Source organism: Kitasatospora sp. NPDC093558, from assembly GCF_040683475.1.
In the GTDB taxonomy this organism is placed as follows: domain Bacteria; phylum Actinomycetota; class Actinomycetes; order Streptomycetales; family Streptomycetaceae; genus Kitasatospora.
This window is the reverse complement of the sequence record NZ_JBFBDY010000020.1, coordinates 20024-36981: the sequence shown is the minus strand read 5'-3', so window position 1 is coordinate 36981 and position 16958 is coordinate 20024. Positions and strand designations below refer to the sequence as shown.

Annotated in this window: 9 protein-coding genes and 1 pseudogene; 3 read left to right on the top strand and 7 right to left on the bottom strand. The window is 67.3% G+C overall.

Features of this window, described 5'->3' with window-relative positions:
• Nucleotides 1-155: 155 nt before the first annotated feature.
• Together AB0O00_RS04470 and AB0O00_RS04465 are read right to left on the bottom strand one after the other, a co-directional pair.
• Nucleotides 156-2702, bottom strand: coding sequence for an AAA family ATPase (locus AB0O00_RS04470; RefSeq protein ID WP_363648600.1), 2547 nt, complete (start codon nt 2700-2702; stop codon nt 156-158).
• Nucleotides 2703-2888: 186 nt separating this feature from the next.
• Entirely contained in the window at nt 2889-7328 is a 4440-nt protein-coding gene (locus AB0O00_RS04465; protein ID WP_363648599.1) for a hypothetical protein, read from the bottom strand.
• Between the two features lie 484 nt (nt 7329-7812).
• Between AB0O00_RS04465 and AB0O00_RS04460 the strand changes: the two genes are divergently transcribed.
• Nucleotides 7813-10092 (top strand): NACHT domain-containing protein, encoded by a 2280-nt coding sequence (locus AB0O00_RS04460; protein WP_363648598.1) that lies wholly within the window; start codon nt 7813-7815, stop codon nt 10090-10092.
• Between the two features lie 842 nt (nt 10093-10934).
• Here AB0O00_RS04460 and AB0O00_RS04455 read toward each other — a convergent pair.
• Nucleotides 10935-11168: a hypothetical protein gene (locus tag AB0O00_RS04455; RefSeq protein WP_363648602.1), complete on the bottom strand. Its 234-nt coding sequence runs from the start codon at nt 11166-11168 to the stop codon at nt 10935-10937.
• On the opposite strand from AB0O00_RS04455, the pseudogene AB0O00_RS04450 reads away from it, so the two are divergent.
• Nucleotides 11164-11352 (top strand): annotated as a pseudogene (locus AB0O00_RS04450) (tyrosine-type recombinase/integrase); the annotation flags it as partial. The gene AB0O00_RS04455 and the pseudogene AB0O00_RS04450 sit on opposite strands and share 5 nt — an antisense overlap.
• Nucleotides 11353-11614: 262 nt before the next feature.
• Here the strand turns inward: AB0O00_RS04450 and AB0O00_RS04445 are convergent.
• Complete coding sequence (locus tag AB0O00_RS04445; RefSeq protein ID WP_363648597.1) at nt 11615-11809, bottom strand: hypothetical protein; 195 nt, start codon at nt 11807-11809, stop codon at nt 11615-11617.
• A gap of 1180 nt (nt 11810-12989) precedes the next feature.
• Here AB0O00_RS04445 and AB0O00_RS04440 point away from each other — a divergent pair.
• Nucleotides 12990-14138: a tetratricopeptide repeat protein gene (locus tag AB0O00_RS04440; RefSeq protein ID WP_363648596.1), complete on the top strand. Its 1149-nt coding sequence runs from the start codon at nt 12990-12992 to the stop codon at nt 14136-14138.
• 470 nt (nt 14139-14608) lie between these two features.
• Here AB0O00_RS04440 and AB0O00_RS04435 read toward each other — a convergent pair whose 3' ends face one another.
• The 3 genes from AB0O00_RS04435 to AB0O00_RS04425 all read right to left on the bottom strand — a co-directional run bounded on the left by AB0O00_RS04435 (nt 14609) and on the right by AB0O00_RS04425 (nt 16856).
• Nucleotides 14609-15433, bottom strand: a complete 825-nt coding sequence (locus AB0O00_RS04435) for a protein phosphatase 2C domain-containing protein (RefSeq protein WP_363648595.1) — start codon at nt 15431-15433, stop codon at nt 14609-14611.
• Between the two features lie 4 nt (nt 15434-15437).
• The gene (locus tag AB0O00_RS04430; RefSeq protein WP_363648594.1) at nt 15438-16280 is read right to left on the bottom strand and encodes a sigma factor-like helix-turn-helix DNA-binding protein; all 843 of its coding nucleotides are present in this window, start codon (nt 16278-16280) and stop codon (nt 15438-15440) included.
• 144 nt (nt 16281-16424) lie between these two features.
• Nucleotides 16425-16856, bottom strand: a complete 432-nt coding sequence (locus AB0O00_RS04425; protein ID WP_363648593.1) for an ATP-binding protein — start codon at nt 16854-16856, stop codon at nt 16425-16427.
• Between the last annotated feature and the right edge of the window lie 102 nt (nt 16857-16958).

Below are 16958 nucleotides of genomic sequence, written 5' to 3'. Positions count from 1 at the left end.
GCGGCCGCTCCGGCGGCGACTGGGACGTGGGCGGCATCATGCCCGGAAGGCTAGACCCGCGCCCCGCCCCCGCGCGTCCTCCACCGGTGGCGTTCCGGCGTACTCCCCCGGGAGTACGCCCCGGCTGGCCACACCCGGACCCTCGCTCCGACGGCTCACCCCGCCGCAGCCGCAGCCGCAGCCGCCCCCGCCTCTGCCTCCTCGAACGTCGCCGAAGCCTCCGGCCGGGCCAGTGTCACCACCAGCCCGCCGTCCCCCACGTCCGCGATCAGCGTGTCCCCCTCCCGCACCGTCCCGTCCAGCAGCAGGTTGGACACCCGGTTGTCCAGCTCCGACTGGATCGTCCGGCGCAGCGGCCGGGCCCCGAACTCCGGCTGGTACCCCCGGTTGACCAGGAACTCCTTGGCCGCGTCGGTCACTTCGAGACGCACGTCCTGCGCCTTCAGCCGGCGCCGGCTGCGCTCCAGCAGCAGGTCCACGACGGACAGCAGGTCCTTGCGGGTGAGCGCGTGGAAGACGATCACCTCGTCGATCCGGTTGAGGAACTCCGGCCGGAAGTGCCCGCGCAGGTCCCGCATCAGGTCGTCACGGATCTCCTCGACCTTCCCCGCGTGGTCGAGGATCCGCTGCGAGCCGATGTTGCTCGTCATGATCACCACGGTGTTGCGGAAGTCGACCGTACGCCCCTGGGAGTCGGTCAGCCGCCCGTCGTCCAGCACCTGGAGCAGCAGGTTGAAGACGTCCGGGTGCGCCTTCTCCACCTCGTCGAACAGCAGCACGCTGTACGGCCTGCGGCGCACCGCCTCGGTGAGCTGCCCCGCCTCCTCGTAACCGACGTACCCGGGCGGCGAGCCGACCAGCCGGGCGACGGTGTGCTTCTCCTGGAACTCGCTCATGTCGAAGCGGATCATCCGGTCCGGGTCGCCGAACAGCAGCGCCGCCAGCGCCTTCGCGAGCTCCGTCTTGCCGACGCCGGTCGGCCCGAGGAACAGGAAGGAGCCGGTCGGCCGCTCCGGGTCGCCCATCCCGGCCCGGCCGCGGCGCACCGCCTGGGACACCGCGGTGACCGCCTCGTCCTGGCCGATCACCTTCTCGTGCAGGTGCTCCTCCAGCTTGAGCAGCCGCTCCTTCTCGGTCGCGTTCAGCTCCGCCACCGGGATGCCGGTCCGGGAGGAGAGCACCTGCGCGATGTCGTCCGCGGTGACCTCGACGACCTCCTCCCTGGACTCGGCGATCGCCGCCAGCTCGTCCTCGGTGTGCCGCAGCTCGGTCTTCAGGTTGGCGGCCCGCACGAACTCCTCGTCCGCGACGGCCTCCTCCAGCTCCCGCTTCAGCTTGGTGATCCGGTCCTGCACCGAGGTCGCCGCGGTCGAGCCGGACAGGCTGCGCAGCCGCACGCGCGCGCCCGCCTGGTCCAGCAGGTCGATCGCCTTGTCGGGCAGGAAGCGGTCGCCGACGTACCGGTCCGAGAGCGTCGCCGCCGCGTCCAGCGCCCCGTCGCCGAACCGCACCTGGTGGTGCGCCTCGTAGGCGTCGCGCAGCCCGCGCAGGATCTCGATCGTCTCCTCGACGCTCGGCTCGGGCACCAGCACCGGCTGGAAGCGGCGCTCCAGCGCGGCGTCCTTCTCCACGTGCCGGCGGTACTCGTCCAGCGTCGTCGCCCCGACCACGCTCAACTCGCCGCGCGCGAGGGCCGGTTTGAGGATGTTGCCGGCGTCCATCGACCCCTCGCCGCCACCGCCCGCGCCGACCATGGTGTGCAGCTCGTCCAGGAACAGCACCACGCTCTTCTCGGCCGCCGTGACCTCGTCGATCACGTTCTTCAGCCGCTCCTCGAACTCGCCCCGGTACTTCGAGCCGGCCACCAGCGCGGTCAGGTCCAGGGTCACCACGCGCTTGTCCCGCAGGCTCCGCGGCACGTCCCCCGAGACGATCCGCTGCGCCAGCCCCTCCACGATCGCCGTCTTGCCGACGCCCGGCTCGCCGATCAGCACCGGGTTGTTCTTGGTGCGGCGGGACAGGATCTCGACGGTCTGCTCGATCTCCTCGGCCCGCCCGACCACCGGGTCCAGCCGGCCCGAACGGGCCTCCTCCGTGAGGTCCCGGCCGTACTCGTCCAGGGTCGGCGTGTCGCTCGGGTGCGCGCCCGTGCTGCTCCGCTCGCCGCCGACGCCCCGCCCGTCCAGCACCGTCTTCAGCGCCTCCCGCGAGGGCGCCGCGTTGCGCAGCGCCGCCCCCGCGCCCGAGCGCTCCTGGTCCAGCAGCGCGCCGAGGATGTGCTCCGGGCCGATGTACGACGCCCCGGCCGCCTGCGAACGGGCGTGCGCCGCGAGCAGCGCGCGCTTGGCCGAGGGCGTGAGCGCGGGCCGGCCGTCCGCCGCCACCGGCGCGTGCCCGGACGGCAGCGCCTGCTCCAGGTCCGTGGACAGCTCGCCCGGATCGATGCCCGCCCGCTCCAGCATCCGGCGCGACGGCTCCACCCGGGTGGCCGCCCAGGCCAGGTGCGCGGTGTCGAGGTCGCTGCTCCCGTCCTCCGCCGCGCGCTGCGCCGCCAGCGCCAGCAGCTCCTGCGACGACTCGCTCAGCAACCGTCCGATCGGCACCCGCTGAACGGCGGGCGGGGAGGCCACCGGACTCATCCCGAAGAACCGGCTGAGCAGGTCGGAGAACGGATCGTTGGATCCGAACGGGGGCATGGTCACGGCGGATCACCTCTCCCAAGCGGTTTGCTGCCACACAAACACAGGCCGTGGCGGACCGCCTCCCGGAGGTCCGGCGCGCTCACCCGGCGAGGCGGTCCAGCAGCACGCCCCCGCTGTACGTCACCTGCGACGCCCCCCGACCGGACCAAAATGAGCCCCCCACCGACCCAAAGGCCCGAGCCGTGGCTAGCCGCGGTCGGCGGTGCCGATGGCTTCGGCCACGCCGTACGCACCCAGAAGAAGCAGCTGGTCCAGCAGGTCGAGCACCTCCGCCCGCCGCGCGGGAGACCCGGCCTGGGTATAGGCGCGCACCAGCAGCTCACCGATGTGATGGGCATCCGCAGCCGCATGGGTCGCCAAGTCCCCTGCGGCAGGCCCGTACAGCGCGATGAACCGCCGCACACACGCCAGGATCAGGTCGTCGACGCGGTCGGGGGCGTGCTCAAGGGTGATCAGCAACTGCGCCAGGGCGGACTCGAAGGCCGGGGAGCCGATGAGCTCGATCAACGTCCGGCGGAACGGGCCCAGGCGGTGCCCCCTCAGCGCCGCGGCGACGGCGCCCGCGGCGTCGCGCACGTCCCGCTGCGGGTCGTGGAAGAACCGGGCAAGTGCGTTGTGCGCCAGCGCCGCGTCCCCGCTGTTGGTAAGGCGGAGAGCACAGACATCGGCGGCCCCCTGCCGCTGCGCCGCGTCGTTCCCGGAGAGGACCTCCCGCAGCAGCTCCGGCAGCTCCCACTGCATCGCGGCCAGCGCCGCGAACCGTCCGCCGACGAGCCGGACCTCGTCGACCGGGGAGTGCAGCATCCGTTCCATCACCGGCCCGCCCGCAGCCGGGTCCCCGTGGCACAGGGCCATGAAGAGCCGGACCACATACGGCGTGGCCAGAAGCCGGTCAGGAGCCGCCGTGAGCACGGCGAACGCCTCCGCCACCGCCGGACGGTCATGACGCAGCACGGCATGCAGTACATGGGCCACGCACGACCGCACCGCCAGGGAAGGATCGGCGGCCATCGCGCTCAGATGCGGCACCACCAAGGCGGCCCGCGTTCCGTCCTCGTCATGGCCGAGCAGGTTGCCCAGGCTCTCTGCCGCACTGCCCCGCACCGTGTTGATGCCAGCGGTGACCAGGTCGCTCTCCGCGTCCCCGTCATCGTCACGGGCCACCGGAGTGGACGCGAGCACACAGCCCAGGAGCGCCTCCACCAGATCGAGCGGCGCGCGGTCGACGTACTTCCGCAGCGCCCACCCCAGCCACCGGTCGTGCTCCGACCTTCCCCGGCCGGCGAAATGGCGGACCGCCGTGAACACGGTCTCCGCGTCGGCCGGCACCTCGGCGTCGTTCAAGCCCCGGAGCACCGCGGCGCCGTACGCCGGATGCAACCCGGTATCCATCCGGACGGCGAGCCGGGCGAACCGTCCGGGGTCCGCAGCCGTCATGCTCTGCAACACGTGGGAGAGTTCACGGGCACCGCCGGTGAAGGTCGCCCAGTCGGTTCGGTCCTCACCGTGTTTCCGCATGGCGCCCAGCCATTGGTCGTCACTCATGAGCCGCGCCGATCCCAACGAGATGGGCGGACCGATGACCCCGCTGCTCACGCCCTGCGGTTCGGCCGGTTCCCGCATGTCGTCGTGACGTCGGCGGAGCTCCCCCAGCCGGCGCGCAGCCTGCTCGGAGAGCCTCTCCTCGGGAAGCGCCGACAGCAGAGTGAACTCGTGCCAGGGCGAGAGCTTCTCGTCCGGAGGAAGACGCAGGTGGAGGAGGGCCGCCTCGAACTGCCGCAGGGTGTCGTCGGGCAGGGATCCGCCGATGGCACCGAGGACCTGGCGTGCACCCCACACCACGTTGGCCCCGTAGGCGGACAGGAGACGGTGCCGGCCTTGCAGGAGAATCCCGGCCGACCAGTCGGCGAGGAACGGCCCCGCCGCGCACAGCGCTTGGTAGAGGAGCCATTGCGCCGCGTCGTACGGGACGTCGACGAGCCCCTCCACGAGGGCGCGTGCTCGGTCGGGATCCCGGTCGGCCACGGTCCTCAGCGCCGTCACCATCCCCTGGAACAAGGCGTCGCCCAGGGTGCTGGGCCGATCGTCGGGATAGCGGAACGCGAAGTGCCGGTCCAATACCGGCCACCCGGCCCGCGTCGAGTAGGCCGTCGTAGCCATGACGTCCACGAGAACGGGCAGGAGCCGGGCGCAGAAGTCCTCGGGAGCCCCCGAGGCGGCACCCTCCACCATCCGGAGAGCCATGTGCTCGCGGCTGAGAAGCGCCGTGACGGTGTCCTCGTCCGCGAGCCGGAGCGCCCCCCGTCGATCCGCCAGCAGCGCGACGAGCAGTTCGACCGCCCAGGCGGGCTTCGCGGCGGCAAGGTCGCCCACCGAGATCCAGAGGTCGTGTTCACGGCCCTCGAAGAGCCCGGTCCGGACGCCCTCGACCAGGAGGCCGAACAGTCTCCGGCTGTCCGCGATACGGGCGAAGCGGGTGACCTGGCCCAACCACGAGGCGTACCGGGGGTCCTCGGCGTACGGCTCCAGGATGTCGGCCATCCGGTCCGGAAAGGCCCCGCAGGCTCCGACCATCACCCGCAGCGCCCAGTCACGTTCTTCTGCGTCGGCGCCGCTCAGCCAGTTCTCGATCGTTCCGGCCTCGTCCGCGCACCGGAACCACTCGGCGTTGCTCACCGCAGTCACGAGATGCGCCCGGAGCGGAGGACGGGTGTCCAGCACCCGCCCGATCACGTCCCACTCCGCTGCGGTGGGGCTTTCCAGGCCGCGGAGCAGCGCCAGGGTCACGTCCTTGACGTGGTAGCGGATCCCGGGGCCGGTCAGCAGGGCCTCGACCTCCTGGGCGAACCGCTCGGGGTCCAGGTCCCGCAGATGGTCGAGGACCTGCCGAACCTGTCCGCGGCGAAAGAGCTCCTGCTCTCCACCGGTGAGGAAGGAGACCAAGTCCTCCTCCCGGCCGAGCCAGCCGCGCGCGAAGGCGTAGTCGAAGAAACTCTCGTGGAAGAACGCCAGTTGCCGGCCGTCACGCACGAGGACCTGTTCCGAGACCAGAACGTCTCCACCGGCGACGAGATCGTCCCCGTCGAGCACGCTGTGCGGCACCGAGAGGCGTTGCCCGGCGCTCATGGCCGCCACGACGGCCGACACCACCTCGTGGAACCGCACCGAGGGCTGGCGCCGCACGCACGCCAGCCGCTTGGCGTCCCAGAACGCGTCGAACAACTGCCGGGTGGTGCGGAAGGACAAGGACGTCGCCTCGCCCAGGCCCACGAGTTGAGCCAGGAGGACCAGGTTCAGCGGGGAGCGCAGCAACACCCGCTGCGACGGGGCCGACTGCACCGCGTCGAGCCCCAACTCTCCGATCGCCACGTCGACTTCGGCATCGGAGAGCGGCCCGACGGTGATCCGCGTGCAGTGCTCGGCCTCGGTGAGCCGGCGGATGCGGGGATCGGCCTGGGCGTCGAACGCGCGGCACACCAGGACGACGTGCATGGCGGGATGGGCCGCCGCCTCGCCGACCAGGTCGGCCACCGCGTCGAAGGTGTCCGGGATCCGGCCCGAGGCGAGGCTGACGGCATCGAGCTGGTCCACGATCAGGACGCACGGCCGCCCGTCCGCCACGGCGCCGAGAGCGCTGACCGGCGACCCGGCCAGACCGACCCGCCGCCCCAGCTCATCGGTCGAGGCGAAGGGCTCCAGCCGGTCGAGACGGAACGCGAGCACCGGAACGGCACGTGCGGCGAGCGCGGCGTACGCCTCGTACAGCACGGAACTCTTCCCACCGCCCGCGGCGCCCGTCAGAAGGGTGAGGCGCTCACGACCTGCCGTGACCCTTTCGAGCAGCCGGCCGGCCTCCTCCCGGGGGATGGCAGGCCGGAGCAACCCCCTTTCGACGCTCGCCGCCCAGCTCCCGGTCGCCCGGCCCACCGCGTCCCGCACCGCGTCGCCGTCCGCCCGGCCGATCCGCCGCAGACCGTACGCCGCGAGCCGGGCCGTGATGGCCGACGCGTCGAGGGTGGTCCCCAGGTTGTCCAGCAGGAGGTCGCCGAGCCCCAGCGCCGCCAGCCGGCCCGACGCCCCGGCGAGGACCTGTCCGGCGAGGGCCGCATTGACGTTGCCGACGTCCTGCTCGTTGTGCCACCCCACCCGGAGCCCCCTGAGCATGCGCCAAGCCGTCTCGGGCGAGCCGTAGACATCGGGCGCGGCAAGCGCGGCGAAGTGGCCCTGCAACTCGTCCGTCAGCCACTCGCCCTCGAAGACCCCGAAGTCGTCGGCCCGCCGCGCCCGGTCGGCGAGCTCGTCGATCCCACGGGCGGGCACGAGTGAGACGAAGTGGAACTCACGGCCTGCCTCGGCGTGGCTGCGCAGGTGCGTCCAGATGCCCTTGTCACGGAGGGACGCCACGTTCCAGCTGTTCGCGTTGCGGTTCTGCCGCTTAACCTGATGCGCCTCCGTCACGCCGTCACGCCGGTAGGCGAACTCGGCCCCCTCGCCCAACGGGCCGACCGGTTCCAGCGTGAGCGACGTCCCCATGCCCAGCAGCACGTACAGCGCGTGCCGGATCGTCCACGCCCCCTCGAAACGGTTGCCGAACTTGTCCGTCTCCCCACCCGGCCTGGGCGCCACCGCACTCCCCCGATCGCCAACCTTGATCGTTCGCCCGACGACAAAGGGCCGCCCCAGAGGATCACACCTCTGAACCGGCCCTTCAAGACAACTGGGGTGGGCGCGGACGGTTTCGAACCGCCGACATCTGCTTTGCAGGTTCGATCAGTGGGTGTCGGCACGTGCCGCGGGGCATCAGTCGAGCCAGGCTACGGTCCGCCGGCAATGCCGGAAGGTCCCCAGCGTTCAACCACACGTTGATGTCGACGATTGATGTCACCAGAAGAACCGGCCGCCGAATCGGCGCCCCCTTCGTCCCGAATGAGGGTCGGATGCCTGTGTGGCCTGCTGTGATCAATGAACATGCAGGTCAGGCTGTTGGTCTACGTTGACCGCGCCCGCATTCCGACTGACCCTAGGCTCAAGATCTTCTCCCAGGCACCTCCCAGCGATGACGCTGCGTATGATGTGACGCGAGACACACCGGCGAGGAGGGGGTCTGCTCATGCCCGCGGATGAAAAGCAGCAAGAAGAGTCAGAATTCGAGGCGGAGGTCCTGCGGATATCTCGCGCTCTCTTCGCCCCGGAGAACGAGTTTCAGGGGTCCACCTACATCGGCACGGCCGAACGCGACGGTGTCTTCGTCGGACCGGACTCGGTAACGATCGTTGAGTGCACGGTCTCCCGACGCAAGGACAAGGCCGAGAAGGACGGCAAGAAGCTCCACGATGCGTGCGTTGCCAAGGCTCGCGAGTACCCCTTCAAGTCCGTCAAGGGCTTCTTCGTCACGCGCGAGGAACCCACTGCCGACCAGCGCATGGTCATCAAGTCGTTCAGCTCGCCTCTGGTCGCGTGCAGCTTTGCCCAGTTGCGAGGACAGCTCGTCGACTCTCTAAAGTACCTCGAATTGCGCGGCTTGTACCCCTTCGGCTCGGCGCGCGAGCCGAGCAGCGGCGACCACGGGGACCTCAAGCCCTACGTCGCCGTCGACCCGGTGGAGAGCGATACCGGCGAGCCGTTCTCGGTTGCTCGCGTGACCGAGGCAGTAAAGGACGGAAGGTCCGTTCTTCTGTATGGCGACTACGGAGCCGGCAAGAGCATGTTCTTGCGCGAGCTGTACCGGCGCCTAGCGACTGCCCACCGCAGGAACCCGTTCAGCCCCTTCCCTCTGCTCCTCAACCTGCGTGATCACCAGGGGCAGGTCCATCCCGTTGAGGCACTGGAGCGCCACGCCCGCTCCATCGGGTTCCCCACCCCATCGCAACTGGTCCGTGCGTGGCGCTCGGGCGATGCGGTCCTCATCCTCGACGGCTTCGATGAGATTGCGACGCCCGGATGGATGGGGAAGACGCAGACCATGCGCGATATCCGCCGTCGGTCCGTGGAACTCGTGCGCCGCTTCTGCCGTGACTCACGGGCTTCCACCGCCGTCGTCCTGGCGGGGCGGGCACACTTCTTCGACAGCGAGCGCGAGATGCGCACCGCCTTGGGCCCCCGGGACGATTCCCTCTTCCTGATGGCCGGCGAGCCGACTGAAGATCAGGCGAAGAAGATACTCGACGCCTACGGATGGCACGAAGCGCTTCCAGAGTGGCTGCCTTCGCGTCCCCTCCTCTTGAGCTATCTGGGCTCGTCAAGCGTCTTGCAGGAATCCATCGAGGGAACGTTCGGGCGCTCAGCGGGTGAGGGCTGGAACATGATGCTGGACCGCATTTCTGAACGCGAGGCCAGCATGGAAATGGGCGTTGACGGGTTCACTATCCGCAGGGTTCTGGAGAGGCTCGCCACCCACGCGCGCCGCTCTACAGAGGGGCTGGGGCCTATCTCGAAGGACGAGCTGACGTCGGTTTTTCAGTCCGTATGCGGGTACACCCCCGACGAGGGTTCTTACCAGCTCCTGCAGCGCCTCCCAGGCCTCGGGGCCATGGATAGTGTCGATGGTTCCCGGCGTTTCGTCGATGAATCCCTCGCCGATGCCGCCCGTGCGGGAGACCTTGTGACTTGTCTCCTCGACCCCAACACCGCGAATCCGCTGATGGAGATGACCGGGACCGTTGCATGCCTAGACGAGGTCGGCATCGACGTCGCCGCTGTTCGGCTGGAAGAGGAGAGCGGCGCGAGCTCGGGACGGGCATATTCGTCAGCTAGTGTTCTCCAGCGGCGAGGGGTCTCGGATGCCGTCATCGCGGATATCATCCGCGTCGCCGGACGGCTCTGGCCTGGCGACACGTCCCCGACAGCGATACCTCTCCATGGGATTGAGCTTCGCAGCCTTTCACTCACCGCCGATTCCGGCGGCTATGACTGGCTTAGTTTCCATGACTGCATCATTCAAGAATTGGATCTAACTGACCACGACGGGTACCCGCTCCCGCACTTCCACAGCTGCCTCATCGGGAAGATGTCGGGAGTCGCCGGATGGCCGGCCCTCCAGCCGAGCAACTTTGCCGATTGCGAGGTCGCCCAGTTCGATGTTCAGCTGGCGACAGGCAAGGGCATCCTTGCCCTGAAGACGACGCCGATGAATAAGGTCCTACTTACAATATTGAAGAAGGTCTATGCCCAGAGAGGCGCGGGACGGAAGGAGTCCGCCCTCTTCCGAGGCTTGGACGCCAAGCACCGGGAACTCGTCCCGGCGGCATTGCAGCGGCTGACTTCGGCAGGCCTTATCACTACCGCCAAGTCGGGCGGTAATCGAATCTATCTCCCGGTCCGTGGCATGGCAAGCAGGGTCTGGCGCATCCTCCAAGCCCCCCAAGCCAGCGCCGACAGCATCCTCGAATAGTCGATGACAGGGCCGGCCGCGATCGCCCGGCGGGCCCTGTCAATTGAGATTTTGTAGCAGGATTCGGTCGACCGGGTGAGCCTCGCACTAGTTGTCGCCTCGCGGGCAGATCGAACCGGCGACCCCTTCGTCCCGGATGAGGGCCAGGGTGGTGCCCGACCTGCACGTGTGAATGAATGCACAGGTCGGATCGTTGGTGTATGTGGGCTACACACTGCCTGGAGGAGCTCTGATCTCAAGATCTTCTCCCAGGCTTCTCCCAGCCCGGGGAGTGGACCGCGCTGGAGACCAGGGACGCGCCATCTGCTGCCGGCTGTGGCTCGGCACTGCCCACTGGAGCGGATCCGCCGACCAAACTACCGAGTGTCCGTGCCACCCCCTAGCCTTGGTCCAGTTGAGGACGGAGGCGGCATGTCTGTGGGAGTCGACAGCAGGGCCAACCTGTAAGAGCGCTGGGCGGCGATCTTGGCGGCAGTTAAGGACCGTCGACGCTTCGCCTGGATTCTGCTCTCGCAAAACGCCCAGTCAAGGTCCTTTGACTCCTCCGTTTTGGTGATGGGCTTCGAAAATGACAATTCTCTCGAATCATTCACCAATGCCAAGTGTGTGGATTCCTCCGAAGAGGCACTTCAGGCTGCAGTGGGCATAAAGTGTGAAATTGTGATCGTTGGGCCTGAAGGGAAAATCCCCTCAGATCTCCAAAAGGCTATCCCTGTGACGCCCATGACAATACCCAAGAAGGCGCACTCAGATCTAGAGGTTCTGCTTGGGCAGACGGCGCTCCTTTTGCACGAGCAGAGACATTCGCGAATTGCGGCGCTCATGCCTCGACGTCGAGAGAATTAGTCGCTGAGACCATGCTCGGCGACATGTGCCGCGATGGCCGTGCCCGCGTTGTTGCTGACCACCGAGACCAGGCGGCCGGAGCGGGCGCAGGCACGCAGAACCGATTCGCCGCCCAGGGTTGGCCAGCCAACCCGAACCGCTTCGGTCTCCGGTGCGGCCAGTGCGGCGTCCGTGCTCTCGGTGAGGTCGGGCCGGGTGTCCGAGACCAGCCGGAGCAGGGCGAGAGACACCCGGCACGGGTGCGCGACGCTGCTCGTCGCGTGCGGGGTGCCGCCCCGGGTGGTGATGGAGATCCTCGGCCACAGGCAGATCGGGCTGACGGTGAACGTCTACACGCACGTCTCGGAGGAGACGCGGCGCGAAGCCCTCGGACACATGGACCGGTTGCTCAAGAGGCGCCGCAAGACCGGCTGACATCAGCGGTTGCCGTCAATCAGTGCAGTCAAAAGGCCCGCAGCGTGATCGCTGCGGGCCTTTCGTGCTGGTGGGCGCGGACGGTTTCGAACCGCCGACATCTGCTTTGTAAGGCTTGGCGTCCGCCGCCCACCCCGACCTGCGCTGCGCCCGACCTGGTCGTTCCTCACTCACCGCACCGCCGGCGCCCGTGACTGCCCGCCACGTACCGCCCAATCTGGCACGCACGTGGCACGCAGCCGCGGCAACTCAATGATGTGGCCTACTCCACCGGATGCAGCTTGCGTAGCATGGCAGGGGAACCGAGGAGCGCTGCCAGGATTCCGCCAAGCGCCGTGAGGGACGTGGGAAGAAGGTCGGATGGAACCTTCAAGATCGCGATGATGACGATCACAGCGACCGCCAGTCGACCAGGTTCGGGAGTTGACAAGACGCGCGGGTGGAAGGTCAGACTCATGTCGGGTGTCTCCTTTGGGCATCCAATGCCCGCCCGTGCCGTCGATGGTCTCCAGCCTGCGGCCGGCGGGCATGTTTCATTTCGGCCATGCGACCGACGCTAGAGACGTTAACTGGAGCACCGCCCGAACCGTCCCGCGATCCACCCGAATCGGGACACGAACAGCTCGGGTATGGTCACCGTGCATGGAAAATCGTGGGAAACGACCGCGAGCCGGTGAGCTGCACTGCTTCTCATCTGGGAAGAAATCCATTTCCCATGTGAGTGCCCAGTTTCTGGTCACGCGTCCTCAGACTGTCCTCAGAGCGTCCTCAGACTGTCCTCTCCGATATGGCCGAATCTCGCCTATCGGCCAACACGACTGTGCACCTGGCGCCACAGGCATACCCTCGGCCGAGCGGAGGTCCCCTCCTCGATCGGGCAGCTTCGCCGCACCCGGGTTCTCCAGGGGCCGCCAAGGCTCACCCTGTGACGCGTGCGCTTGGCCTTGGCGGCCCCTGGAGGTTCCGGGTACGCCCTTGGGTGACCGGTCGAGGAGGGGCGTCCCGCGCGCCACCCGCGATCACCCCGTCGAAGCCCCACCCCTATACACCTGCCCTCGGCCCCCTCCGAGGAGGGCCGGGGTTTGGGGCGGAGCCCCATAGTCGCTAACCAGCAGATCCGCTCGCCATCGCCCAGCGGCAGCGTCCGGGCTGCAACCAATAGACGACAGGAGCAAATGGCGGGCGACCAATAATCATACGGTCAAATGAGGCCGTACATAGCCCATGAGCAGATCGCGGCTCCCCGATATCCTCGACGGATCGTCGGCCGGTGATTTCAGACCCTAGGAGATCCCTCACTGAAAATGACTTTGATCAAATCCCGCGCCTCGCGTCGGCGGCTCGCTTTGCGAGACCAGACGGCCGGGTAAATCACGCCCAGCGTCAAGAGTACTGCGATTACCAAATTCGAGGAGCGTCGGAGATAGGCGCATGCATTCGCGACGCTGGCACTCAGGAACACGGCTTAATCCTCCGTTTGGCTTATACGGTGTCGAAATCATCATGCGCCATCTACCCTGTAAGATAGTGATGATTGTCCAGCTTGATGCAAACGCTCACGCAAACCTCCAAGGGTTGCCAAACGACTAGAGCGGCCTTACAGTACCTGCCACTTGCTTACAGTCATGGGGGCCGCCGTGCAGGTGTCAGACTTGAGCCGGGAGCTGCGCCGACTCCATCTCCTTGCCGGCGAACCCAGTGCGCGCGAGATCTCCAGGCGCACACACGGGATGCTGAGCCATACCACTGTCAGCCAGACGCTGAGGGGCGCCCGCTTGCCATCCTGGCGTTCACTTGAGGCGGTGGTTTCGGCGCTGGATGGGGACGTAGAAGAGTTTCGGCGCCTTTGGGTCGACACTCGACAGGTTGCGACAGACCCTAGTGTCATCGCCAATCTCTCTGATGGGAATCCACCAAACAGCAGTCGCTACGCCCTTTTCAGTGGCGATATTACTTCCGAGACCTCGACGGTTATCAACTACGCTCGCTTGCTGAATGAGACCGAGGGCAAGAAGCCTGCGATCGATTTTCTCGAAAAATGGCAGGCGAAGCACGCGGCAAACGCGGCGATTCTTATCGAGCTCGTCGCGCTTGGCGAATATGAGGCCGTTCAAACTGGTCGATATGATCGGATAATTGAGGCCCTCATCGACGATGAAGAGGAGCCGGATACTGCGGGATCGGCCCTCTGGATTGCACATCAATGCGAGAAAAGGGGGCTTTTCGATCGAGAGCTCTACTTTCTTCGTTGCGCACTCAGGATGAAACCACGCAGCGAATGGGTACTGTACCGCCTTGGCGATTACTTTTACAGGAAGATGGAACTAGATAAGGCAGTTTCATTCTTTCTTCGATCCCACAAGGCAGCACCCTCATCGGGCAATCTATTTTTGACCGTTAATGCACTCTGCATGCATGGAATGCCGGAAATGGCAGAACAGGTATGCAGGGAGACCTACGAGGTAACAAAAAATAGCGATGTAGTGGACAGTTGGACCCAATCCCTTCTTGTTCAAGGAAAGCGACAGGAGGCCGTCTCACTCCTGAGAAGTCATCTCGAAGCCGTTCCGGCAGAGCGAGAGTGGACTCTCTTGGAGCTGGCCCGCCTGCTTGCAGAGGCTGGAGATCTTGCCGAGTCAAGGAAGATTTTTACGGAAGTGCTCAATTCATCTAATTCTTCCTATCGCACCAATCAGGCGATGGCAGGCATTTCGTACATCGCACTTTCCGAAGGAGACAGGGACGGCGCACGCAAAATTATGAGCCAAATCATCTCTACTGAATGACGTCAAGTAGTCGTCGATTTTTCGGAGAGACATCGCCCACGGCTACCGACGGGACGGCCGTCTCATCGGTATCAGCCCCTCTTAGCACGGTCTCCGCTCCATCCCGGAGTCGCTAGTCCCCTCCTTCTGTCTGCAGTCCGGTTCCCCTCCCTTTGTCTACGATCCCCCCTGGGGGGCAGCTTGAGGAAAGCAACCCCGCGGGCAAACCGCGCCGTGCAAAGCGCCTTGAATCCGTCTTAGGAGATCTGCGTAGTCGCGCCCATCGATTAGGCAGTTCTGCCTGACCAAGTAGTCGCGGGGCTATGGCATCGTGCTGCCCCTGTCCGGGCGGTCGCGCCGGGACCGGGCGCCAGCCCGCACGCCCGGCGTCGGCCGCCCGGGGCGGGGCAGCGGCGCGCGCAGGGCGCGCGCCCTTGACCTTGTAGAGCGGAATTCGGCAGTGACTCCGGGTGGGCTTCGGGACTCGCGTCCTACAGCGTGACGGTGGCTACGGCGGCGTCGTCGTGAGCCTTGCCGCGGGGCCAGCGTTGGCCGTTGGCGTCGCTGAGTTCGGCAGTGCGGACTTCCCGGATGAGCGCGGCCGGCCCGTGGCCGCGGATTAGCTTCAAAGCCTCGGTCCAGTCGGCGAGATGGAAGCGGTCGACCAGGCGGGACGCGCCGTCGCTGAGCATGGTGAAGCCGGTGACGTCGGCACGCGGGACGCTCCCGGTGAGGGCTGCGTACGCGGCGGCGGGGTCCGCGGTGGCCACCCAGAAGCCGTCCGGCTGGTTGCGGTGGGCGCGCATGGCCTCGACGTAGGCGCGGAGGGCGTCGGCGTGTTCGGGCGTGCCGGTCGGCACCGCGTCCATGGAGCCCCGGAGCGCGGCACCGACCTGGGCTTCGCGGTCGTCGGTGATGGCGGCCGGGCCGGCGGTGGGGTCGGTGTGTTCGAGCACCAGGGTCGAGTCCGCGAGCACCAGGTATTCGAGGTCCTGGCCGGTGAGGCGAACCGCGATGACGGTGGCGGACGGCGTGCCGGGGTGGGTGAGGTCGCACTCGGGGTGCAGCGCCGCGGTGGTGGTGATGGCGTCCGCGAGGCAGCCGGTCAGTGCGCGGTCGGGCTGGTTGGTGACGCTCGCAAGGAGGTTGACGCCGAGCCGGGTGACGAACCACGCCACGCCATGGACACAACCACAGTCGGATCCGGGCGGGGTGCCGGCGCCGTCGAGCAGGACGACGGCGCTCGGGCTGGCCGCGATGAAGTCCTCGTTGGGGCGGTCCAGGCGGGCGGGTTCGGTCGCGATCTCCAGATGCACCCGATCAGTCTGCCTCGTGCCGGTAGAACGGCGACAGTAGGCGAACGCGTACGGGTTCGTTGTCCTGTGGGTTGTAGTCCACGTTGAGCAGGACCGAGAACCGGTCCGTCCCGGCCTGCCGGTACAGATCGGCGAGATCGTTGACGATCAGATGGACGACGCCGAGGGTGCCCTGGGGGTGGATGCCGGTGAGGACCATGATCAGGCCTTGGCCGTCGGGGCGTGGGAGTCGTCCGAGGTAGGCCACGTCCGAGTTGGTACTGGGGTCGGAGTCCATCCCGGAGCGGTGGGCGATGCCGGTCTCGCGGTCGCGGAGCGTCCAGGGCCCGTCCTCGGCGCGCTCGAAGCAGATCGAGGGATCCTGGGCGAGCACGCCGGCGACGTGGCTGGAGAGCCGGGGACCACAGATGACGATCATGTCCTCGCGGTTGAGGTCGATCTCGCCGCCGATCGGCACGTGCTCGAAGCTCGGCTCCAGCTTGTACGAGCGGGCGAGATCGCCGAGCCGCTGGGCGGCCGCGAAGTCCTCGGCGGCCAGAACCGGGCGGGAGTTGCCGGCCTCCTGCTTGAGCGGGGTCGCGATGATCAGCCGCGCGTTGCCCAGGAACGCACCTTCGGGCGCGGGGGCCGACTGCTTGAGCTGGTGGATCCGGCCTCGGGTGAGTCCGGCCTCGGCGGCGATCTGGGCGTAGGACATGCCCTGCTCGTGCAACTCGGAGATCACCCGCTGCCGCAGCCGCGACAGCTCGGTGACCTCCTGCTGAGCCTCGGCAAGTCGGACGGTGGCCGCCCGGAGTAGCTCGAACGGATCCTTGATGGCGGCGATCCGCTGCGTTTCTCCCGCCATGTCTCCTCCGGTGTCTGCCCCAGTCAACGCAGAGTCTAGGGGGATAGACAGGATCAGCAAACGCAGGTGTCGGCCAGTTTGCTGTGAGTCGTGGGGCATCGCGGGATCTCCTGACGGCATGAAAGGCCGTCGCTGTATAGGGGGCTATACACCCTGTGAAATGGGCGAGCTGCTTTGGTTTCGGCTTTGTTCTTCTGCGGTGGATGTTAGCTCCGCCCACACGCACCGGAGGTCATCGCCGTCATTGTGTGCACCCCAGGAGTCAGCCAGGGCGTCCACCAGTGTGAGACCCCGGCCGAAGTTGGCAAGTTCGTCGGGGGCCCGGTGAGCGGGGAGGCCGTCGCGACTGCCCTCGTCGGCGACTTCGATCCGAACACAGCTGGGCAGGTGCCGGACCTCGACCCAGAGCGAGCCGCCCTGGCCGGACTTGCTGTGAAGGACGGCGTTGGTCACCAGCTCGGAGATGATCAGTTCGGCGTCCGCGACCCTGGGGTCGTCGCCGAGCGCTTCGCGGATCAGCCTGCGAGCCGCACCCGCGGACTCGGGAAGTCCCGGGAACTTGGCGATCCATGGCATGGGAGTACCCCTCTGCTTCTCTGTGGCACGATCAGCCAGACACGTAGCGTGAAGCTCGGATTCGAGCTTGAAAGCTCGGGTCCGAGGTTGTCAAGCTGATGT